The sequence below is a fragment of the Lentzea sp. NPDC051208 genome (assembly GCF_040682435.1).
GTDB lineage: Bacteria > Actinomycetota > Actinomycetes > Mycobacteriales > Pseudonocardiaceae > Lentzea > Lentzea kristufekii.
Genome location: NZ_JBFBAW010000002.1, coordinates 395,575 through 416,203 on the forward strand (window position 1 = coordinate 395,575; position 20,629 = coordinate 416,203).

Consider the following 20,629-nt stretch of genomic DNA (forward strand, 5'->3'; position numbering starts at 1 on the left):
GCAACAACTGCCCCGTCAGCAACCGTTGCGCCAACGCCCACCGGAACCGCCACCGGAGTGGCCTGTGCCAGAAGAGCAGAACAACAGCCCCGCCAGGGACAGCTCGCTCATTCGTCCCTACGCCCGCACCGGTGGCCGCACCACGGCCCGCCACGACCTGCGCCTGGAAACGCTGCTCTCCACCGACGAGGACCGGCTCTACCGCGCGACGAACGACCAGGCGGCGATGATGCGGCTGTGCCTGCAGCCGCGTTCGGTCGCCGAGATCTCGGCGCTCATGAAGATCCCGCTCGGCGTCACGCGGGTGCTGCTGAGCGACCTGATCACGCTGAACCTGGTCGCCGTGCACGAGCCGAGCGCCCAGCCGAACATCGCGCTGCTCGAACGCGTGCTGTCCGGATTGCGCAACTTGTAGTCCGTTCGCCAACGCGCGGGATCACTCCTGGTCGCCGATAATCCGTACGTGGCTACCTCCAGCGACGAGACCCCGAAGACACCGGTCACGGAACCCATCCCGGCCGCTCCGCCGGCCGCCGCTCCGCCGACCACCGCACCGCCCGCGCCGGTGGCCGCACCGAAGAAGCTGCGGCCCACCCGGATCAGCGGCACCTGGATCGCCGTGCTGGTGGCGATCGTCGTGCTGATCTTCCTGCTGATCTTCATCCTGCAGAACGGCGGCAACGCCACGATCCACTTCCTGTGGGGCCAGTTCAGCCTGCCCCTGGGTGTGGCCCTGCTGTTCGGCGCGATCGGCGGCGCGCTGCTGGTCGCCGTCGTCGGCGCCGCCCGGATCCTGCAGCTGCGGCGTCAGGCCAAGCGGACCGTGCCGCCTACTGGTCGTCCCTCGACCTCATCACCAGCTCGACGCGAGAGCTGATCCCGAGCTTGCGGAAGATCTTGCGCAGGTGGAAGTTCACCGTGTGCGGCGACATGAACAGCTGCGTGGAGATCTGCCGGTTCGTCTGACCCTTGGCCACCAGGTTCGCGATGGCCCGTTCGGTGTCGTCCAGACTCGACCATCCGGACTCAGGCCGCGCCGGAGCGGCCCTGCGACGCCGGCCGAGCTTGCGCAACCGGCCGAGGACGCGCGCGCTGTCCCGTGACGCGCCGATCTGCCGGTAGAGCTCCAGCGCGTTCTCCAGCACCTTCACCGGCTCCGACCGGTCCGGCGAGTCCGCGAGCAGCGCGCCGAGGTCCTCGGACGCGTTCGCCCGCGCCCACAGGTCCCGGTGTTCGCGCGCGGCGAGTTCCAGCGACTTCGCGTCGGAGTCGAGCAGGCCGCGCGCGTGCAGCGCGGCCGCTCCGATCGCCGGGAATCCCGGATGCTCCTGCGCCAGCCGTTCCGCGTGGTCCACGACGGCCCGCGCCAGCCGCTCGTCCCCCGCCTCCAGCGCCCGGCGCAGGAACCAGCCGGCGGCGCGGGGTTCCTCCGCGAGCAGGCCCGACGACACCAGGCCCGGATACTCCCCGGCGAGCAGCGCGAGCGCCTTGTCGAGCCCGGACCCGACGTAGGTGACGAGCACGTCGGTCCACTGGTAGTAGGCGTGCGAGAAGATCAAGCCATCGGCCGGGACCCGGCCGCGGCAGCGCTCGACGTGCTCGACGGCCGCGGGCAGGTCGCCGGTGTGGATCGCGACCATCGCCAGCACCGCCAGTGCCGGCGCGACCACCGTCTCGTGCCCGGTCTCCTCCGCCACCGTCAGCGCGGCACGCGCCTCGGCCGCGGCCTCCTCGATCCGCCCCGCCTGCAACAGGATCCGCGCCTGCACGACCGCGGTCAGGACTCCCCTGGTGACCACGGCGGACGGCCCGCCGCGGACCCGTCGCACCACGTTGTCGGCGTCGGCGAACTCCCGCTGCCCCGCCAGCAGGGTCGCGAGCAGCAGTTGCGGGTACGCGCCGAGGTCGTGCGAGGTGCTCGACCGAGCGGCCTCGCGGGCCAGTTCCAGTGCGGCACCGGGCCGGCCGGTGTCGCGCGCGATCGCCGCCAGCACGGCCAAAGCCGTTGCCAGCACGTCGTCCGGCGCTCCCTGGCGGGTGCGCACGACGGACTCGGCCAGCTCCTGCGCGCGGTGCCGGTCGTGGCCGAGCAACGCCATCAGCCGGGTGATCTCCACCCAGGGCGCGAGGTCCGGCGCCAGGTCGGGTTCGCGCAGCAACGCCTCGGAGATCTCCAGCGACTCCGCGTACCGGGCTCCCAGCAACGTCGTCGTGGCCACGCAGTGCCGGAGTTTCGCGGCGGGCTCCGGGGAGACCTGGCGGGACAGGGCCTCCTCCGCGAGCGCCTGCGCGGCGGTGAGCCGGCCGGCCGCGGTGAGCGCTCTCACCGCCATGACCGTGCGGTGGACCAGCGAAGCAGACGCTTGGTCGGTCAGTTCGAGCGCGCGCACCGCGAGTTCGGCGGCGGCCTCGGGAGCGTTCCACAGCACGGCTTTCGCGGCCGCGACCAGGCTGTCGATCGACCGGGCGTCGCCGCGCTGAGCGCCGTGCAGCAGGTGCTTCGCGGCGAGGACGGCGGAGTCACCGCGTCCCAGCAGCATCTCGCCGGCCTCGCGGTGCAGCGCGCGCCGCACGGGCGGGGGCACGGAGTCGGCCACCAGCCGCCAGAGCAGTTCGTGCCGGAACGCCAGCCTGTCGTCGAGGGCCGTCACCACGCCCGCGCGGATGACCTCGTCCAGGGCGGGCAGCAGGATCGCGGTGCTCGACGCCAGCATCTCCGCGACGTCACCGGGTTCGAAGCGCGGCCCGAGCACGGCGGCGACCTGCAGGAGGTGCCTCGCCTTGCCGCTCAACGCACTCAGGCGGTCGCGCAGCAACGCCTCGGTGCGGTGCGGTGGCCGGTCGGTCCTGATCGAGGCACGCCCGGCGCCGGTCAGCACCAGGTCGTCCTCGTGCAGGGCCCCGAAGAGCGCGATCAGCGCGGCCGGATTGCCCTGGGCGGTGGAAGCAAGCGCTTTCAGCTCGTGGTCGGGGTCACCGCCCGCCAGGTCGGTGACGAGGTCCGCGACCACGTCGTCCGCCAACGGTCGCAGCTCGATCCTGGTGGCACCGCGCTGCGCGGCGGCACCGAACAGGCGGTCGGCGCCCTCGCCGCGGCGGCGAGCGAGCAGCCACACCACCTTCTCGTGGGTGGAGGCGGGTAGCAGAGCGCGCAGTGCGGCCAGGGTGCCCGGCTCGGCCAGGTGGAGATCGTCCAGCACGACGAGCGTGGGACCACCGGGCCGGCGTTCTGCCAGGCGGGCCAACAGGAACGGCTGATCGAGTTCGTCCTGCGCGGTGGCGACCTCGAAGCCGCGGCCGGCGGCGACGGCGGCGATCTCGGCCAGCAACCGCGTCTTGCCGGTGCCCGCGGCGCCGTCGATCAGCACCACACCGGTGCCCGCGTCCAGCACGCCGTCCAGGAGCTCCCGTTCTCCCTCACGGCCGCGGAACATCCCGTCCCGATTCCCCGACACCCATTCTTCCTTTCGCTCCGCGGCGGCGGAGAACAAGCGCTGCAATACCACAACGACCAGCATCGCTACCAGCCCCGAGCGGCCCCCCTACGCCGTTGGGACGACCTCGAAGCGCAGTCGCCGACCTTCACGCTACCCATTCGAGTAGTAGCCCGCGGGATCATACGGGCCACCATCGTGTTGAGACGCTCATAGCTCAGGAAGCTTTACCTGGGCAAGTGGAGCGCTTTCTCCTAGCATCAATTCCGCTGAGCTTTCAGCGGCGGATTGTGGAGAGATCTTGGAAAACCGGCTGAAAGTGTGGTGCGCCGGAATCAGCGATCAGGCGGCGCCGGGCACGACCACGGTGGTGGAAGGCGCACCCGGCACGGGGAAGACGGCGGCCCTGGACGACCTGGCCGCGCGCTGGGAAACGTCCGGCAGGCAGGTCGTGCGAGCGCGCGGAAGCGCATTGGAAAGCGATCTTCCCTTTGGGATCGTGGCCCAGCTGTTCGACCTGGTCGACCCCGATCTCGTGCCCGCGGAGGCGACCGGCGCGGTGCAGCTCACCGCGATGACGGCCGATTTCCCCGTGCTGCACGGGGTCTACCGGCTGGCCGCGGCGCTGGCCGCACGCGGCGACCTGCTCGTCGTCGTGGACGACGCGCAGTGGGCCGACGCCGCTTCCCTGCGCTGGCTCGCCTATCTGGCGTTGAGGGTGCGGCGGCTGCGCATCGCCGTGGTGCTGGCCGTCGGCCTGGGCGAGCGGTGTGACGACCCGTCGTTCGGCGAGATCATGGCGTCGTGCCAGCGGGTGACGCTGGACAACCTCACCTCCGCCGAGACGGGCCGGCTCGTCTCGGCGGCACTGGGCGAGGCCGCGCCCGAGTTCACGGCCGCCTGCTTCGACGCGACCGGCGGCAACCCGCTGGCGGTGACCCGGCTCGTCAGGGTCCTGGCGGAGGACGAGGTCCCGCCGACCGCCGAGGCCGCCTGGCGGGTCGCCCGGCACGGCGCCGAGGTGTCCGGCGAGATCATGGCGGCCCGGCTGCGCCGCCGCTCCGCCTCCGTCGTGACCGCGGCGCACTGCCTGGCCGCGCTCGGCCCGTCCCCGCACCCCGGCGTCCTGGCCGAACTGACGCGGCTGAGCCCGGTGGAGCTCGCCGAGGCCGTCCGCACCGTCGAACTGCTCGGCGTGGCCGGGCCCGCGGTGCTCAGCGACATGCCCGCCGCGGCACGGGCCGAACTGCACCTGCGGGCCGCGCGTGCGTTGCGGACGCACGGCGCCTCGGACCGGGCGGTGGCCGATCACCTGCTGGAGACCTCGCCGGGCCTGGAACCGTGGGCGGGCGAGGTGCTCGACCGGGCCGCGCAGGAAGCGGTGAACCACGGCGACACGGCCGGTGCCGCGCGGTTGCTGTGGCGGGCGTTGCGCGAACCGGTGGCGAACCCGTCACGGGCGTTGCGGCTGCTGGGGATCGCCGAGCTGGTCGGCAACCTGCCCGGCGCGACGGCCCGGCTGCGCGAGGCCTTTCAGTCCGATGTGGACGACGTCGAGTCCGCGATCGCGCTGTCCTACGCCCTGCACGCCGAAGGCAGTCCCGCGGAGATCCCGGCGGTCCTGTCGAGGGAATCCGCCGGCGCACAGGCACATCTGGTGGTGCACGGGCTGGTGTGGCAGGAGGCAGTGCCGCCGGCCGTCTCGCTCGACACACCGGCCGGGGTGCTGCACCGCGTCATGGTCGGGGACATCAGCGCCACCGAGGCGGTCGGGCTCGTCTCGCCCGACGGGGTGCTCGCCTCGCTCACGTCCGCGATGACGCTCAACCTGGCCGACTCGCTGGACGAGGCACTGGCCGTGCTCGACGAGGTCGACCGGGCGCAGGCACCGGCGTTGCGCGCGCTGACGAACGTGATGCGCGCGAACGTCCAGCGCCGCAAGGGAGATCTCGCCTCCGCCCGCGCCGACCTGGAGGTGGCGGCCGGCCACCTGCGGCAGGACCGGCGCTGGCACGCCGTCTCCACCTGGCACGCCGCGTTGCTCGCCGACATCCTGCTCGAGGAGGGCCGTCTCGACGAGGCCGCCGCGGTGATCGCCGAGGCCTCGACGGACGAGGCGCGGCGCACGTGGTCGTTCGGCGGTGTGCTGACCGTGCGCGGCCGCGTGCTGACCGCGCGAGGCGACGATCACGATGCCCTGGAAGCGTTCCTGGCCGCCGGACGGCACTGCGCCGCGTGGCCGTACCGCAACCCGGCGGCGCTGTCGTGGCGTTCCGGAGCGGCCCTGGCCTGCGCGGCGATGGGCGACGGCGAACGGGCGCGCGAGCTGGCCCAGGAAGAGGTGGCGCTCGCCCGCGTCTGGGGCGCGCCGAGAGCGCTGGGCATGGCGTTGCGCGCGGAGGGCAGGGTCACCGCGGGAGCGGCCGGACGAACGTTGCTGGAGGAGGCCGTGCGGGTGCTGCGCGCCTCCCCCGCTCGCCTGGAACTGGCTCGCGCGTTGGTGGACCTCGGCGTCGTGGTGCGGCGTCAGGGCGACACGGCGTTCGCGCGCACGTGCCTGCGTGACGCCGTCGACCTGGCGCAGAAGTGCGGATCGGCCGCGATGGCCGCGCGGGCCTACTCCGAACTGGTGGCGACGAGCGCCGGACCTCGGCGGATGCGGCAGACCGGGCCGACCGCGCTCACCCCGACGGAGCACCAGGTGGCGGAACTGGCGGCACGGGGCCGTTCGGATGACGAGATCGCATCGACGCTGCTCATGGCGCCGACAGCCGTAGAAGGCGTGCTGTCGGGGATCTACCGCAAGTTGGGCGTATCGGGCCGTTTGCAGCTCGCCGATGCTCTGTTCGTGGACTAGTTCGGACCCATTCGGCCGATGGTCCGCGTTGCGACGTTCGGCCTATCGTCCTGCGCATGGCGAGCGACTTTCAGCGCAGCAAGGTGGTTCTGGTCTTCGGGGCCATGGACGTCACCGGTGACGGCTACCTGACGGAGGAGGACTTCCGGCTCCTCGCCGCGCGCTGGGCCGGCCTGCGCGGCAGCGACGACAGGCTGCTGTCCCAGGTGATGCTGAGCTGGTGGACGACCCTGCAGTCGGCCGCGGGCGGTGCGGACAGGGTGACGCTGGACGACGTGCTGAACGTCGTCGACGTGCTGCCGGACAACATCGAACCCGTTCTCGGGACGGCGGACGCGATGTTCGGTGCCGTGGACGCGGACGGCGACGACTACGTGTCCGAGGCCGAGTACCGGGTGATGGTCGAGGCCTGGCTCGGGCGCGAGGCCGCGACCGACTTCGCCGTGCTGGACCTCGACGGCGACGGCAGGCTGTCACGTGCCGAGTTCGCCACGCTGTGGGCGGAGTTCTGGGCGGGCGACAACGCGGATGCCGCCGGCTCCTACGTGTTCGGGCCCGTTCAGGCCGCGTGAACGAGGGCGAAGAACTCTCCACGTGAGGCAGGATCGTTGCGCAACACGCCCTTCAACGCCGACGTGACCGTGCGGGATCCACTGACCCGCACGCCCCTGTGCGCCATGCGCAGGTGCTCGGCCTCGATCACGACACCGACCCCCAAGGGCCGCAACTGGTCCTGCAACCAGTCGGCGACCTGCTTGGTGAGCCGTTCCTGCACCTGGAGGTCGCGCGCGAACATCTCCACGACGCGCGCGAGCTTCGACAGGCCCAGGATCCGTTCGCCCGGCAGGTATCCGACGTGCGCGACGCCGTGGAACGGCAGCATGTGGTGCTCGCACAACGACTGCACGGGAATGCTGCGCGCGAGCACGAGTTCGTCGTAGCCCTCGTCGTTGGGGAACGTCGTCATGGTGAAGGCGCGCGGGGTCAGCATCTCCGAGTACGCCTCGGCGACGCGGCGCGGGGTGTCGGCGAGGTGCACCGAGTACGGGTCCTTGCCCAGCGCCTTGAGCAGGTCCGTGACCGCCCGCTGTGCCGCTTCGACGTCCATGCCGTCACGGTAAGGTCGCTGGCCGAATTTAGTCAACAGGAGTAGTTTTTAGAGATGGCCGACCCCGTCGCCGCCGTAGCGGCCCTCGACGAACCGAACCGCCGCAGGCTCTACGACTTCGTGGTGCGCCAGACCGCTCCCATCAGCAAGGACGAGGCGGCGAAGGCCGTCGAACTGCCCCGCACGACGGCCGCGTTCCACCTCGACAAGCTCGTCGACATGGGCCTTCTCACAGTGGTGCACCAGCGACGGACCGGGCGCAGCGGGCCTGGGGCCGGTCGGCCGGCGAAGCTCTACCGGCGTTCGGAGGAGCAGATCGAGGTGTCGCTGCCCGACCGCCGGTACGAGGCCGCGAGTCATCTGCTCACGGACGCGCTGGTGGAAGCCGAGAGCACGGGTGAACCGGCCCGCGAGATCCTCCACCGGCGTGCCTACGAGTGGGGCGCGGACCTGGCGGCCCAGGCCTCGGGCGGCGTGACGGAAGCGTTGGCGGACTTCGGTTTCGAACCGCGGGAGGACCGCGGTTCGATCCTGCTGGGCAACTGCCCGTTCCACAGCCTGGCGCACCGGCACACGCAGCTGGTGTGCGGGATGAACCTGTGCCTGGTCAGCGGCCTGCTGGACGGGATCGGGGCGAGCGGTGCGTCCGCCCGCCTCGATCCGTCACCGGGTCACTGCTGCGTCCGGGTCGATCAGACGCCGTCCTCCAGGTCGCCCTCGGTCTCCAGGTAGGCCGCCCGCAGCGCGTCCAGAGTGGACTCCTCCGGGTGCTCCCACATCTTGCGCTCGGCCGCCTCCAGCAGACGCTCGGCGATGCCGTGCAACGCCCACGGGTTCGACGTCTGCAGGAACTTCCGGGTCTCCGGGTCGAGCACGTAGCTCTCGGTCAGCTTCTCGTACATCCAGTCCGCGACGACGCCGGTCGTGGCGTCGTAGCCGAACAGGTACTCGACCGTCGCCTGCAGTTCGAACGCGCCCTTGTACCCGTGGTTGCGCATCGCGCCGATCCAGCGCGGGTTCACCACGCGGGCCCGGAAGATCCGTGAGGTCTCCTCGGTCAGCGTGCGCGTGCGGACGGCCTCGGGGCGCGTGCTGTCACCGACGTACGCGGCGGGTGCCTTGCCCGTCAACGCCTTCACCATCGTGACCATGCCGCCGTGGTACTGGAAGTAGTCGTCCGAGTCGGCGATGTCGTGCTCGCGGGTGTCGATGTTCTTGGCCGCCACCGCGATCCGCCGGTACGCCGACTCCATGTCCGCCCGTGCCGCCACACCGTCGACGCCACGTCCGTACGCGTAGCCGCCCCACACCGCGTAGACCTCGGCGATGTCGGACGAGTCGCGCCAGTTGCGGCTGTCGATCAACGGCAGCACGCCCGCGCCGTACGCGCCCGGCTTGGAACCGAAGACGCGCAACGTGGCCCGGCGCTGGTCGCCGTGCTCTTCCAGGTCCTTGAGCATGTGCGCCCGCACGAAGTTGTGCTCCGCGGGCTCGTCCAGCGCGGCCACCAGCTGCACGGCATCGTCCAACATGGACACGACGTGCGGGAAGGCGTCGCGGAAGAAGCCGGAGATCCGGACCGTGACGTCGACGCGCGGCCGCCCCAGTTCCTCCAGCGAGATCACTTCGAGGCCGGTGACGCGGCGCGACTGGTCGTCCCACACCGGCCGGACGCCGAGCAGCGAGAACACCTCGGCGATGTCGTCGCCGGCGGTGCGCATCGCGGACGTGCCCCAGACCGACAGGCCCACCGACGGCGGCCACTCGCCGTCGTTCTCGGAGCGGTAGCGCTCCAGCAGCGAGTCGGCCATCGCCTGGCCGGTCTCCCACGCCAGGCGCGACGGGATGGCCTTCGGGTCGACCGAGTAGAAGTTGCGGCCGGTCGGCAGCACGTTCACCAGGCCGCGCAACGGAGAACCGGACGGGCCGGCCGGGATGTAGCCACCGTCCAGCGCGTGCAGGACGTTCGTCATCTCGTCCGTGGTGCGCGCGAGCCGGGGCACGACCTCGTCCGCCGCGAACTCCAGGATCTTCCGCACGTCCTCGGACTCGTGCAGACCCGCCGCGGCGGAACGGTCCCAGCCCGCGTCCTCCATCGCCTGGACGAGCACGCGAGCCTGTTCCTCCACGGCGTCGACGTCTTCACGGCCCGTGGTGTTGAGGCCGAGTGCCTCGCGCAGACCGGGCAGCGCGGCGACCTGACCGCCCCACATCTGCCGTGCCTGCAACATCGCCAGCACGAGGTTGACGCGGACCGAACCCGTCGGCGCCTCGCCCAGGACGTGCAGGCCGTCGCGGATCTGGACGTCCTTGACCTCGCACAGCCAGCCGTCGACGTGCAGGATGAACTCGTCGAACTCCGCGTCGTGGGGCCGGTCGTCGAGTCCCAGGTCGTGGTCGAGCTTCGCGGCCTTGATCAGCGTCCAGATCTGCGCGCGGATCGCCGGCACCTTGGCCGGGTCCATCGCGGAGATGTTCCCGTACTCGTCGAGCAACTGCTCCAGGCGCGCGATGTCGCCGTAGCTGTCGGCGCGGGCCATCGGCGGCACGAGGTGGTCGACCAGCGTGGCGTGCGCGCGCCGCTTGGCCTGCGTGCCCTCGCCTGGGTCGTTGACGAGGAACGGGTAGATCAGCGGCAGGTCGCCGAGCGCCGCGTCCGTGCCGCAGGACGCCGACATGCCGACCGTCTTGCCCGGCAACCACTCCAGGTTGCCGTGCTTGCCGACGTGCACGACGGCGTCGGCGCCGAAGTTCGACTCGATCCACCGGTACGCCGCCAGGTAGTGGTGCGACGGCGGCAGGTCGGGGTCGTGGTAGATCGCGATCGGGTTCTCGCCGAACCCGCGCGGCGGCTGGACGATCACCGCGACGTTGCCGGACCGCAGCGCGGCCAGCACGATCTCGCCGTCCTTCGACTTCGAGAAGTCGACGAACAACGAGCCCGGCGCCTCGCCCCAGTGCTCGCGCATCGACTCGCGGAACTCGTCGGGCAGCGTCTCGTGGAACTCGCGGTAGTCGGCCGCGGCGATGCGGATCGGGTTGCTCTCGAACTGCTCCTGCGTCAGCCAGTCGGCGTCCTGGCCACCGGCGGCGATCAGCGCGTGGATCAGCTTGTCGCCGTCGAGCTCCTGCACGCCCGGCAGCTCGTCACCGATGTCGTAACCGTGCTCCTGCATGGCCTTCAGCAGCCGGACGGTCGACGCGGGCGTGTCGAGCCCGACCGCGTTGCCGATGCGGGAGTGCTTCGTCGGGTACGCCGACAGCATCACGACGACCTTGCGGTCCGCGACCGGGATGTGGCGCAGGCGGCCGTGCCGCACCGCGATGCCCGCGACGCGCAGCGCCCGTTCCGGGTCGGCGACGTAGACGGTGAGGCCGTCGGCGTCGATCTCCTTGAAGGAGAACGGGACCGTGATGATCCGGCCGTCGAACTCGGGGATCGCGACCTGGGTCGCGGTGTCCAAAGGAGACAGTCCGTCGTCGTTGGAGTCCCAGGACTCGCGGCTCGACGTGAGGCACAGGCCCTGCAGGATCGGCACGTCGAGCGCGGCCAGCGCACCGACGTCCCACGCTTCGTCGTCACCACCGGCGGACGCCTTGGCGGGGTTCGTGCCGCCGGCCGCGAGCACCGTCACGACCAGCGCGTCGGCCTGGCGCAGCGTGTCGAGCAGCTCGGGTTCGGCGGTGCGCAGCGAGGAGCAGTAGACCGGCAGCGGCCTGCCGCCCTTTGCCTCGATCGCGTCGCACAGGGCGTGCACGAACGCCGTGTTCCCGGCGACGTGGTGCGCGCGGTAGTAGAGCACCGCGACCGTCGGGCCTTCCTCCGGCCGCGTCTCCCGTTCCAGCACACCCCACGAGGGGGTGGCGGCAGGGGCCTCGAAGCCGTGGCCGGTCAGCAGCACGGTGTCGGACAGGAACTTGTGCAGCTCGGTGAGGTTCGCCGGACCACCGTGCGCGAGGTAGAGGTGCGCCTCGGCACACACACCGCCGGGCACCGTGGACAGCTCCATCAGCGCCGCGTCGGGCTGCTGCTCACCGCCGAGCACCACGACGGGCAGCCCGCCCGCCAGCAGCCAGTCGAGGCCTTCCTCCCACATCCGGCGGCCGCCGAGGATGCGCACGAGGACGAGGTCGACGTCGTCGACCAGCGCGGGCAGGTCGTCGACGGTGAGCCGGGCGGGGTTGCCGAGCCGGTACTCGGCTCCGCTCGCACGCGCCGACAGCAGGTCGGTGTCGGAGGTCGACAGCAGCAGGATCACGCAGGCTCCATCCCTCGTGGGGTCCTCGCCCCAAAGTGCGGGTGACTGGCGAAGCGGAGTTCCTGACTCCCAGCGGTGTTCGCTGGTCACAGTGGCGGGACCGCGCCGGATTCACACCGGCTTCCTCCTGCGCTTCGTCGTTCGGGCTCACCCTAACCGGCGGGTTACAGTCCGACCTATGCGTAGTCACCCGGACGCCTGCCCCGGCGCCGTCGAGCTGCACGCCGCGGCCGACGGCGGGCTGGCGCGCATCCGGGTGCCCGGAGGCACTCTTTCCGCTGCTCAGTGGGATGCCGTCCGTCTTGCAGCCGCCGAACTCGGCACCGGCTCGATCGAGCTGACCTCGCGGGCGAACCTCCAGATCAGGGGGCTCGCGGACGGGGTGGAGCTGGGCGAGCGGATGCGTGCGGCGGGCCTGCTGCCCTCCTGGTCGCACGAGCGCATCCGCAACATCATCGCGGCGCCCCTGGACGACAACCAGGCCCTGGTCGACGCGCTGGACGCGGCCCTGTGCGCGGACCCCGAGCTGGCCTCGCTACCAGGGCGTTTCCTGGTCACGGTCGGCGCTTCGGTGAGCGGACTGGGTGGCGACCTCGGCCTCGTCGGAGACGTGCTCCTGCTCGCCGGTACCGATACAGGTATCCGCGTGTCCGACCCGGTCGACGCCGTCGTGACCGCCGCCCGCCTGTTCCAGTCGATGCGCGGACCCGCCTGGCGCCTGTCCGAAGTGGACGGCGGTGTGCGAAAGATCACCGCACACTTCGGCGCCACCGACGCCCCTCGCTTCACGCCGGTTGTGACTCCTGTCGCACCTTCACCGTTGACCCCGGGAGTTCCGCTGGGCCGGCTCGACGCCCGGCAGCTCCCCGGCGTCCCCCTCCGCCTGACCCCGTGGCGCAGCCTGGTCGTGCCCGCCGGCACCGACGTCACCGGGCTGATCACCGACCCCGCCTCCCCCTGGCACGGCGTCAGCGCCTGCACCGGCCGTCCCGGCTGCGCGAAGTCGCTCTCCGACGTGCGGGCCGATGTGCACGCTTGGGTCGATGCGCCCGCACAGACGCATGCGCCCGCACAGGCCGATGCGTCGCACCACACACACGCGCCAGGCCGGGTACCCCCGATTTCAATTCTAGGGAGCAGGTCCGACAGGCCCGGCGCGGTGCATTGGTCCGGCTGTGCCCGCCGGTGCGGTCGTCCCGCCGGCGATGTGATCGAGTTCGTCGCGACCGGCGACGGCTACGAGGAGATCAGGTGACGCAGTACATCAAGGACGGGGCGGAGATCTACCGCCAGTCCTTCGCCACCATTCGCGCGGAGTCGGACCTCACCAGGTTCCCCGGCGACGTCGCGCAAGTCGTCGTCCGCATGATCCACGCGTGCGGCATGACCGACCTGCCGGACGACGTCGCGTTCTCCCCGAACGTCGTGCGCGACGCCCGCGCCGCGTTGCGGGCGGGCGCGCCGATCCTGTGCGACGCCAACATGGTCGCGTCCGGCGTGACCCGCCGCCGCCTGCCCGCGGACAACGAAGTCCTGTGCTACCTGCAGGATCCGCGCACGCCGGAGCTGGCGAAGACCATCGGCAACACGCGCAGCGCCGCGGCCCTGGAGCTGCTCGCGGACCGGTTCGACGGCGCGGTGATCGCGATCGGCAACGCCCCCACCGCGTTGTTCCACCTCCTCGACCTGATCGCCGCCGGTGCACCGCGACCCGCCGCGGTCCTGGGCATCCCGGTCGGGTTCATCGGGGCGGCGGAGTCCAAGGAAGCTTTGGCCGCAACGGATCTGGAGCACCTCGTGGTGCGCGGCCGGCGCGGCGGCAGTGCCATGACGGCGGCGGCCATCAACGCGATCGCGAGCGAGGAAGAATGACGGGCAAGCTCTACGGCGTCGGCCTGGGTCCGGGCGACCCGGAACTCGTGACGGTCAAGGCCGCGCGACTCATCAGCGAGGCCGACGTGGTGGCGTTCCACAGCGCCCGGCACGGCAAGTCGGTCGCCAAGACCATCGCGGCGCCGTACTTCCGCGGCCAGGACGATCCGAATCCGCAGATCCTGGAACAGCTCGTCTACCCGGTCACGACCGAGGACACGGACGACTACCAGGGCGAGATCGACGCCTTCTACGAGGAGGCCGCTGGCAAGCTGGCCGCGCACCTCGACGCCGGCCGCGACGTCGTCGTGCTGGCGGCGGGAGACCCGTTCTTCTACGGCTCCTACATGCACATGCACAAGCGCCTCGCCGACCGCTACGAGTGGGAGGTCGTCCCGGGCGTGACGTCCGTGAGCGGCGCGTCCGCGGTCCTCGGCACACCGCTGGTGGAACGCGACGAGGTGCTCACGATCCTGCCCGGCACGTTGCCGCCCGCCGAGCTCGCGGCCCGCCTCGCCGACACCGACTGCGCCGCGATCCTCAAGCTGGGCCGCACTTTCGGCAACGTCCGCGAGGCACTGGAGACGGCCGGCCGGCTCGACGGCGCCTGGTACGTCGAACGCGCCACGACCGGCCGGCAGAAGATGGCGCCGCTGGCCGACGTCGACCCCGCGACCGTGCCGTACTTCTCCATCGCCGTGCTGCCCAGCCAGTCCCGGCCGGCGAAGCCGAAGGGCGAGGTCGTCGTCATCGGCCTCGGTCCAGGAGACCGTGCGTGGCTCACGCCGGAAGCCCGGCAGGAACTCGAAGGCGCCGACGAGCTGGTCGGCTACAGCACCTACCTCAACCGGGTTCCGGAACGCCCTGGGCAGAAGCGGCACTCCTCGCACAACCAGGTCGAGTCCGAACGCGCGGCCTTCGCGCTGGACCTCGCTCGCAAGGGCTCACGGGTCGCCGTCGTGTCGTCGGGCGATCCGGGTGTCTTCGCGATGGCCACCGCCGTGCTGGAGGTCGCCGCGGAGTCCCCGGACGTGCCGGTCCGCGTCCTGCCCGGCGTCACGGCGGCGAACGCCGTGGCGGCCAAGGCGGGCGCGCCGCTCGGCCACGACTACGCGGTGATCTCGTTGAGCGACAGGCTCAAGCCGTGGGACGTCATCGCCGAACGCCTCGAAGCCACGGCCAAGGCCGACCTGGTCGTCGCGATCTACAACCCGGCGTCCAAGGCCCGCACGCACCAGGTGGCGGACATGCGCGACCTGCTGCTCAAGCACCGCGGCCCGGACACCCCGATCGTCGTCGGACGCGACGTCGGCGGCCCGGAGGAGGAGATCCGCGTCCTCACGCTCGGCGCCCTCGACCCGGCGACGATCGACATGCGCTGCCTGCTGATCATCGGCTCGTCGCAGACGATCGTGACGCCCCAGGGCGTCGTCTTCACGCCCCGGCGGTACCCAACCAGCTGACGGCGGCATCGACGTCGGCCACCGTCTCCGCAGGTGGGAGCGGTGGCCGACGCACGATCACGACCGGCATGCCGAGCTGACGCGCGGCTTCGAGCTTGGCCGACGTCATCGAGCCGCCGCTGTCCTTGGTGACGAGCACGTCGATCTCGCGCGACCGCATCAGCTCCAGTTCACCGTCCACAGTGAACGGGCCGCGCGACAGCAGCACCTCGATGCGTTGTGGCATGGGCGGTTCCGGAGGTTCGACCATCCGCGCCAGGAACCACTGCGGGCACTCGGCGAACTCCGCGAGGTCCTGCCGCCCGGTCGTCAGGAACACCCTCTCTCCCGGCAGATCCCGTGCGGCGCAGGCAACGCTGTCCACCCAATGCCATCCGGGCTGCGGCGTGAACCCAGGTCGTCGCAGGATCAGCAGTGGCACGCCGACCCGTGAGCAGGCCTCGAAGGCGTTCGAGGTGATCTGCCGCGCGAAGGGGTGGGTCGCGTCGACCACGGCACGCACGTCGTTGTCCCGCAACCACCGCGCGAGCCCGTCGACCCCGCCGAACCCGCCGATCCGGACCTCGCCGGCGGGCAGGGCGGGGTTGCTCACCCGGCCTGCCAGTGAGGACACGGCGGGCACGCGGGAGGCGAGCGCTCGCGCTTCCCCCGTACCGCCGAGGATCAGGATCATCGAACCCGCGTGGCCGAGTACAGGTGGCTGTCCGGGAACTGCGTGGCGCCGAGCGTCTGCCCGACGATGATCACGGCGGTCCGCTTGATCCCGGCGGCCTCGACCTGCGCGGCGATGTCGTCCAGCGTTCCCCGCAACACGATCTCGTCCTCCCGTGACGCGTAGGCGACCACCGCGACCGGGCAGTCCAGCCCGTAGTTGGGCACCAGCTCCGCGACCACGTCCGAGATCCGCTGCACGGCGAGGTGCAGCACGAGAGTCGCGTGGCTGCGGCCCAGCGTGTCCAGGTCCTCGCCCTCGGGCATCGGCGTGGCGCGCTGCGACGTCCGCGTCAGGATGACCGTCTGCCCGACCCCCGGCACGGTCAGCTCGCGCTGCAACGACGCCGCGGCGGCCGCGAAGGCCGGGACGCCGGGAGTCACGTCGTAGGCGATGCCCAACGCGTCCAGCCGGCGCATCTGCTCGGCCATCGCGCTGAACACCGAAGGGTCGCCGGAGTGCAGCCGCGCCACGTCCAGCCCCCGTTCCGAGGCGGCGACCAGCTCGGCGACGATCTCGTCCAGCGTCAGCGACGCCGTGTCGACCTTGCGTGCGCCCGCGGGGCAGAAGTCGAGCAGCTCGACCGGCACCAGCGCGCCCGCGTACAGGCACACCGGTGACGACTCGATCAGCGACCGCCCCCGCACCGTGATCAGGTCGGCCGCTCCGGGCCCGGCCCCGATGAAGTGCACGGTCACTTAGTCACGCTCCACGTCGTCACGGGCATGTGCGGGCGCCACCCGGTGAACTTGCCGACCGCGGAGCCGCGGTTCACCGAGATCCGCACCAGGTCACCACCGAGCCTCGCGTACCACTGGGCGACCACGGCCTCGGACTCCAGCGTCACCGCGTTGACGACCAGACGACCGCCTGCCGCCAAAGCGTCCCAGCAGGCCTGCAGCAGGCCGGGCACCGTCACGCCGCCGCCGATGAAGATCGCGTCGGGCTTCTCCAGCCCTTCCAACGCCTCCGGCGCCCGTCCGATGTGGACCTCCACACCGGGCACACCCAGAGACGCAGCGTTACCGGCGATTCGCTCTGCGCGTTCGACCGACTGCTCGACGGCGATCGCCCGGCACGTCGGATGCGTTCGCGCCCACTCGATCGCGATCGAACCCGCCCCTGCCCCGACATCCCACAGCAGCTGCCCGGGCAGCGGCGCCAATCTCGACAGCGAAATAGCCCGCACCTCTCGCTTCGTCAGCTGGCCATCGGATTCGTACACGTCGTCAGGCAGTCCGGGGACCCGTGAGAGAGCGCTCCCGCGGTACTCGATCGCGATCACGCACAGCGGGTCCGAGTCCTGCCCGGACCAAGGGTAAACCCGCTCGGCGGGCCCACCTAGCTGTTCGAGCACAGTGATGTCCCCGGCCAGTGCCGCAACGGTTGCCGGGTCGCCACCGAGCACGAGCACGCGCTGTCCCGGTGTCAACACGGGGCGTAGCAGGTCGGTGGATCGCGCCACCAGCGACACGACCTCGACCTCGTTCAACGCCCAGCCGAGGCGGGCGCAGGCGAGCGACACGGAGGACGGGTGCGGGATCACCGTCACCCGGTCACCCAGCAGCCGCACCAGGGTCGTGCCGATGCCGTGGAACATGGGGTCACCGGAGGCCAGCACGCACACGTCGCGGTACTTCTCGAACAGCGCGGGCAACGCCGGCACCAGCGGCGACGGCCACGCGACCCGCTCGAACTCCCCCGGCACCAGGTCGAGCTGCCGGCGCGAGCCCATCAGCACACGTGAGCGGGAAACCGCCTGCTGAGCGGCGGGAGAAAGCCCGTCCCAGCCGTCGGTACCGATGCCGACGACCACGACGTCAGACGGTGCCGGTGACACGCTTCACCTGGATCTCGATCACGACCCGCTCCGGGTTGACCCGCGGCTGCCGGTAGCGGAGCGCGTACCGCCGCTCGGCCTCCCGCACGGATTCCACGTCGTCGCGCACGACGACCGGACCCTCCAACGTGGACCAGCGCCGACCGTCCACCTGGCACACCGCGGCGTACCCGGCCTTGCGGGCGTGCTTGACCTTCCACGACGCGCCGGAGGTGATGATCCGCGCGATGCCGGCCTCGGCGTCGAGCGTGACCCCGACGGGCACCACGTGCGGAGTCCCGTCGGGACGGACGGTGGACAACGTGCACAGGTGCCGTTCGGTCCAGAACTCGGCGAACTCGGCACCCCGGTCGATCGACATGGCACGCATCATCGCAATGACGCCCGCCCGAAATGAAATCGGCTGGATGGCGGCCGATGCCGCTCGATCACGAATACGGCCCGCCACCTGAGGTGACGGGCCGTATGTCAGGGTGTGACTACGGGTAGTTGACGACGTTCACCGGCACGGTGCCCGGCGGTGTCACCCCGCCCACGTTGTTGATCACGTGGGTGATCGTGCCCTGGTAGTTGAGCGACACGGTCAGCAGGTTGTGCATCCTCACGCCGGGCCGGTTGGGCACCTCGAACGCGTTCTCGGCCCGCACGGACGGGTTGACGTTGAAGAAACAGTAGCTGCCGAGCCCCCACGCCTCGTGCGTGGTGACGTTGTCGCCGACCTTGTAGGCCGCGTATCCGGCCTGCCCGTTCGGCCTGTTCCAGACCGCCTGGTTCGGCACGTCGTACGGCATCTCGTTCTGGTAGAAGATGGTCCGCCCGCGCTCGCCGTTCCAGATGGTCTGGTACTTCTGGTAGTGCTCGACGAACAGGCCGGTGGCCAGCACGTCGTTGCCGTTCACGACCAGACCGGTGTCACCGATCGCCTCGTCCCAGCCCCAGGTTCCGGCGTTGCCGTGGTCGGCCCGCCAGATCCAGCTGTGGTCGATGATCGTGTTGTGGCTGTTGACCACGAGGCTGTTGGTCGCCTTGCCCGCGACTGCGCCGCCGACGCGGAAGAACACGTCCTGCAGCGTCGTCGGGTTGGACGCGTGCGACGCCGACGAACCGGCCGGGCCGACGGTCAGCAGCGAGTTCGACAAGGTCGTGCCCGCGTCGAACAGGATGCCCTTGATCCGCACGCCGTCGACGTCCGCGACCTGCATCGCGGTGACGCCGTTCTGCGGCACGATCGTCGCGTAGCCGATGCCCAGCACGACGGTGTTGGGCCGCGTGATGTTGATCGTCTGGTTGACGTTGTAGATGCCGGGCGTGAAGAACAGGTTGCAGCCCTGACCCAGCGCCGCGTTGATCGTCGCGGCGGTGTCGCCGGACTTCACGACGTAGAACTGGCTCATCGGCAACGAGGTGCCGGGCGTGCCGCCGTTGATCCACGACGCACCGGAAGCGTTGGTGCGCAGCGAAGGCAGGAACACCCTGTACTGGTTGCCGTCGAGGTAGAGGTACGGCACGTCGCGCGAGATCGGCGTCGTCGCGAGGTTCGTCGACGGCGGGTTCGGGAACGTGGTCGCGGGTGCGCCCGGCGTTCCGGAGAACACCATGTTCCACACGCCGCCGTTCCAGCTGCCGTAGTTGGAATCGCGCGTGTACCACTGCTGCTGCGAGACCGACGCCGTCTGACCGGACACGCGGGTGTCGGCCGTGTAGCCACCGGACGCGAACCCGTAGCTCGCCGGGTAGAGCGCCAGGTTGCCGCGGACGTCCATGCGGCGGAAAGGCGCGGCCTGCGCGACGGCCCAGCGGTTGGTGCCGCTGGCCGGGTTGACGGCCATGTTCTCGGCGGAGCGCCAGAAGTTCTGCAGCGCCACGCCCTTGTCGGACTCGTTGAACGCGTCCACGGTGATGTCGCCGTTGATCAGCACGTCACCGGGGTTGCGGCCGAGACCCGAGACGGACGTGTAGTAGCCGACGTCGTCGTGGATGCCGTTGTAGACACCCGGCTTGAACAGGTGCGCGACCCGCCGCGGCGCCATCTGCGCGGTGATCGTGTCCTTCTGGTTGTTGAAGTCCGTGTCGAGCTGCGCCTGGATGCTCGTGGCGGACATGCTCGGGTCGAAGATGCGCGTGTTCGGCCCGAAGTTCGGGTTGTCGGACTGCGTACAACCCTGCTGCGTGCCGATCGTGTAGGTCGCGCTGGCCACAGCCGAGTTGGCGAGGCCGGACTTGATCCCGATCGCACTGACGGTCCTGTTGCTGGACACGGAGATCGGCCCGCTGTAGACCGGCGACGACGCGGTAGGCGTCGAGCCGTCCACTGTGTACCGGATCGTCGCACCCGAGGTCGCCGTCGAGATCGTCACGGTCTGCGCGGACGCGTAGGCGCCGCCCGGCGGACTGAACGTCGGCGTCGCGACCGGCGTGCCGATCACGTACGACGCGGAGCCCACCGACGAGTTCGGCTGACCCGACTTGATACCGATCGCGTTGATGGTCCTGTTGCCGGGCACCGAGATCGGCCCGCTGTAGACCGGCGAACTGCTGGTCGGCGTCGAACCGTCGACCGTGTAGCGGATCGTCGCACCCGAGGTGGCGGTGGAGATCGTCACCGTCTGGGCCGTCGCGTACGTGCCGCCCGGCGGGCTGAACGTCGGCGTCGCGACCGGTTGCGGCGCGCTGTTGTGCGTGTAGCTGAAGTGCGGGGTGTCGTACTGCGGCCCGGACTTCTCGTAGGTGAACCAGTAGTCGATCACCGTGCCGGCCGACAGCGACCCGACGGTCTTCTGCCAGGTCCCGGCGTTGTTGGTCATCCGGAAGTTCTGCTGACCTTGGCCGGGGATCAGGTAGTGCACGTCGACGTAGACAGCAGGGGTCGTCGGCGTGAAGTTGATCCGGGCTTGAGTCGCGTCGATCGCGGTCACGTTCTGCGTGTAGTCGTCGGCCGCGTACGCGGCCTCGACCGTCGCCAATGACGACAGGGCAATCGCTACGGCGGCCAGTCCGCGCCGCCATCTCACCTTTGAGAGCGCTCTCACACCTGGAACGGTAAAGCCGATATGACGTCGATGGAAGACGCAAGTTACAAGAAAG

The 20,629-nt window shown here is 70.8% G+C and carries 16 protein-coding genes and 1 riboswitch; of the genes, 8 read left to right on the top strand and 8 right to left on the bottom strand.

Annotated features, from left to right (window positions below):
• Positions 1-64: 64 nt before the first annotated feature.
• Together AB0M48_RS06220 and AB0M48_RS06225 are read left to right on the top strand one after the other, a co-directional pair.
• Positions 65-415: a DUF742 domain-containing protein gene (locus AB0M48_RS06220; protein ID WP_363836290.1), complete on the top strand. Its 351-nt coding sequence runs from the start codon at positions 65-67 to the stop codon at positions 413-415.
• Positions 416-463: 48 nt separating this feature from the next.
• Complete coding sequence (locus AB0M48_RS06225; RefSeq protein WP_363836291.1) at positions 464-877, top strand: lipopolysaccharide assembly protein LapA domain-containing protein; 414 nt, start codon at positions 464-466, stop codon at positions 875-877.
• On the opposite strand, the gene AB0M48_RS06230 is transcribed toward AB0M48_RS06225, so the two are convergent.
• The gene (locus AB0M48_RS06230) at positions 831-3,455 is read right to left on the bottom strand and encodes a LuxR C-terminal-related transcriptional regulator (protein WP_363836292.1); all 2,625 of its coding nucleotides are present in this window, start codon (positions 3,453-3,455) and stop codon (positions 831-833) included. The genes AB0M48_RS06225 and AB0M48_RS06230 overlap by 47 nt on opposite strands.
• A 280-nt stretch (positions 3,456-3,735) precedes the next feature.
• On the opposite strand from AB0M48_RS06230, the gene AB0M48_RS06235 reads away from it, so the two are divergent.
• On the top strand, positions 3,736-6,291 hold the full coding sequence (locus tag AB0M48_RS06235; RefSeq protein ID WP_363836293.1) for an AAA family ATPase: 2,556 nt from the start codon (positions 3,736-3,738) through the stop codon (positions 6,289-6,291).
• A 56-nt stretch (positions 6,292-6,347) separates the two neighbouring features.
• Positions 6,348-6,863 carry an EF-hand domain-containing protein gene (locus AB0M48_RS06240; RefSeq protein ID WP_363836294.1) on the top strand — a complete coding sequence of 172 codons (516 nt, stop codon included), beginning with the start codon at positions 6,348-6,350 and terminating at the stop codon, positions 6,861-6,863.
• On the opposite strand, the gene folE is transcribed toward AB0M48_RS06240, so the two are convergent.
• Positions 6,851-7,399, bottom strand: a complete 549-nt coding sequence (gene folE, locus AB0M48_RS06245; RefSeq protein WP_363836295.1) for a GTP cyclohydrolase I FolE — start codon at positions 7,397-7,399, stop codon at positions 6,851-6,853. The two genes, AB0M48_RS06240 and folE, sit on opposite strands and share 13 nt — an antisense overlap.
• 54 nt (positions 7,400-7,453) lie before the next feature.
• Here folE and AB0M48_RS06250 point away from each other — a divergent pair, with 54 nt between their 5' ends.
• A complete protein-coding gene (locus tag AB0M48_RS06250) occupies positions 7,454-8,131 on the top strand; it encodes a helix-turn-helix domain-containing protein (protein ID WP_363836296.1) in 678 nt (225 codons plus the stop codon).
• Here AB0M48_RS06250 and cobN read toward each other — a convergent pair.
• Positions 8,092-11,658 (bottom strand): cobaltochelatase subunit CobN, encoded by a 3,567-nt coding sequence (gene cobN, locus AB0M48_RS06255; protein ID WP_363836297.1) that lies wholly within the window; start codon positions 11,656-11,658, stop codon positions 8,092-8,094. The genes AB0M48_RS06250 and cobN overlap by 40 nt on opposite strands.
• 34 nt (positions 11,659-11,692) lie before the next feature.
• Positions 11,693-11,828: riboswitch (cobalamin riboswitch) on the bottom strand.
• A gap of 8 nt (positions 11,829-11,836) precedes the next feature.
• Between cobN and AB0M48_RS06260 the strand changes: the two genes are divergently transcribed.
• Genes AB0M48_RS06260 through AB0M48_RS06270 form a run of 3 tightly spaced genes read left to right on the top strand, consistent with a single transcriptional unit; the run spans position 11,837 to position 14,993 of the window.
• A complete protein-coding gene (locus AB0M48_RS06260) occupies positions 11,837-12,913 on the top strand; it encodes a hypothetical protein (RefSeq protein WP_363836298.1) in 1,077 nt (358 codons plus the stop codon).
• On the top strand, positions 12,910-13,530 hold the full coding sequence (locus AB0M48_RS06265) for a precorrin-8X methylmutase (RefSeq protein WP_363836299.1): 621 nt from the start codon (positions 12,910-12,912) through the stop codon (positions 13,528-13,530). The genes AB0M48_RS06260 and AB0M48_RS06265 overlap by 4 nt, the downstream gene beginning before the upstream one ends.
• Positions 13,527-14,993 (top strand): precorrin-2 C(20)-methyltransferase, encoded by a 1,467-nt coding sequence (locus AB0M48_RS06270; protein ID WP_363836300.1) that lies wholly within the window; start codon positions 13,527-13,529, stop codon positions 14,991-14,993. The genes AB0M48_RS06265 and AB0M48_RS06270 overlap by 4 nt, the downstream gene beginning before the upstream one ends.
• On the opposite strand, the gene AB0M48_RS06275 is transcribed toward AB0M48_RS06270, so the two are convergent.
• The 5 genes from AB0M48_RS06275 to AB0M48_RS06295 all read right to left on the bottom strand — a co-directional run bounded on the left by AB0M48_RS06275 (position 14,965) and on the right by AB0M48_RS06295 (position 20,574).
• Positions 14,965-15,666, bottom strand: a complete 702-nt coding sequence (locus AB0M48_RS06275; protein ID WP_363836301.1) for a cobalt-precorrin-6A reductase — start codon at positions 15,664-15,666, stop codon at positions 14,965-14,967. The genes AB0M48_RS06270 and AB0M48_RS06275 overlap by 29 nt on opposite strands.
• Positions 15,663-16,403 (bottom strand): precorrin-4 C(11)-methyltransferase, encoded by a 741-nt coding sequence (cobM, locus tag AB0M48_RS06280; protein ID WP_363836302.1) that lies wholly within the window; start codon positions 16,401-16,403, stop codon positions 15,663-15,665. Before cobM ends, AB0M48_RS06275 begins: the two co-directional genes overlap by 4 nt.
• The gene (gene cbiE, locus AB0M48_RS06285; RefSeq protein ID WP_363836303.1) at positions 16,400-17,545 is read right to left on the bottom strand and encodes a precorrin-6y C5,15-methyltransferase (decarboxylating) subunit CbiE; all 1,146 of its coding nucleotides are present in this window, start codon (positions 17,543-17,545) and stop codon (positions 16,400-16,402) included. The genes cobM and cbiE overlap by 4 nt, the downstream gene beginning before the upstream one ends.
• Positions 17,526-17,906 carry a TIGR03618 family F420-dependent PPOX class oxidoreductase gene (locus AB0M48_RS06290; protein ID WP_363836304.1) on the bottom strand — a complete coding sequence of 127 codons (381 nt, stop codon included), beginning with the start codon at positions 17,904-17,906 and terminating at the stop codon, positions 17,526-17,528. The genes cbiE and AB0M48_RS06290 overlap by 20 nt, the downstream gene beginning before the upstream one ends.
• A gap of 118 nt (positions 17,907-18,024) precedes the next feature.
• Entirely contained in the window at positions 18,025-20,574 is a 2,550-nt protein-coding gene (locus AB0M48_RS06295) for a chitobiase/beta-hexosaminidase C-terminal domain-containing protein (protein ID WP_363836305.1), read from the bottom strand.
• Between the last annotated feature and the right edge of the window lie 55 nt (positions 20,575-20,629).

Bases quoted from the DNA above. Each gene is read 5' to 3' on its own strand.
- AB0M48_RS06240 (WP_363836294.1), top strand. From the start codon at position 6,348: ATGGCGAGCGACTTTCAGCGCAGCAAGGTGGTTCTGGTCTTCGGGGCC.
- folE (WP_363836295.1), bottom strand. From the start codon at position 7,399: ATGGACGTCGAAGCGGCACAGCGGGCGGTCACGGACCTGCTCAAGGCG.
- AB0M48_RS06250 (WP_363836296.1), top strand. From the start codon at position 7,454: ATGGCCGACCCCGTCGCCGCCGTAGCGGCCCTCGACGAACCGAACCGC.
- AB0M48_RS06260 (WP_363836298.1), top strand. From the start codon at position 11,837: ATGCGTAGTCACCCGGACGCCTGCCCCGGCGCCGTCGAGCTGCACGCC.
- AB0M48_RS06270 (WP_363836300.1), top strand. From the start codon at position 13,527: ATGACGGGCAAGCTCTACGGCGTCGGCCTGGGTCCGGGCGACCCGGAA.
- AB0M48_RS06275 (WP_363836301.1), bottom strand. From the start codon at position 15,666: ATGATCCTGATCCTCGGCGGTACGGGGGAAGCGCGAGCGCTCGCCTCC.
- AB0M48_RS06290 (WP_363836304.1), bottom strand. From the start codon at position 17,906: ATGTCGATCGACCGGGGTGCCGAGTTCGCCGAGTTCTGGACCGAACGG.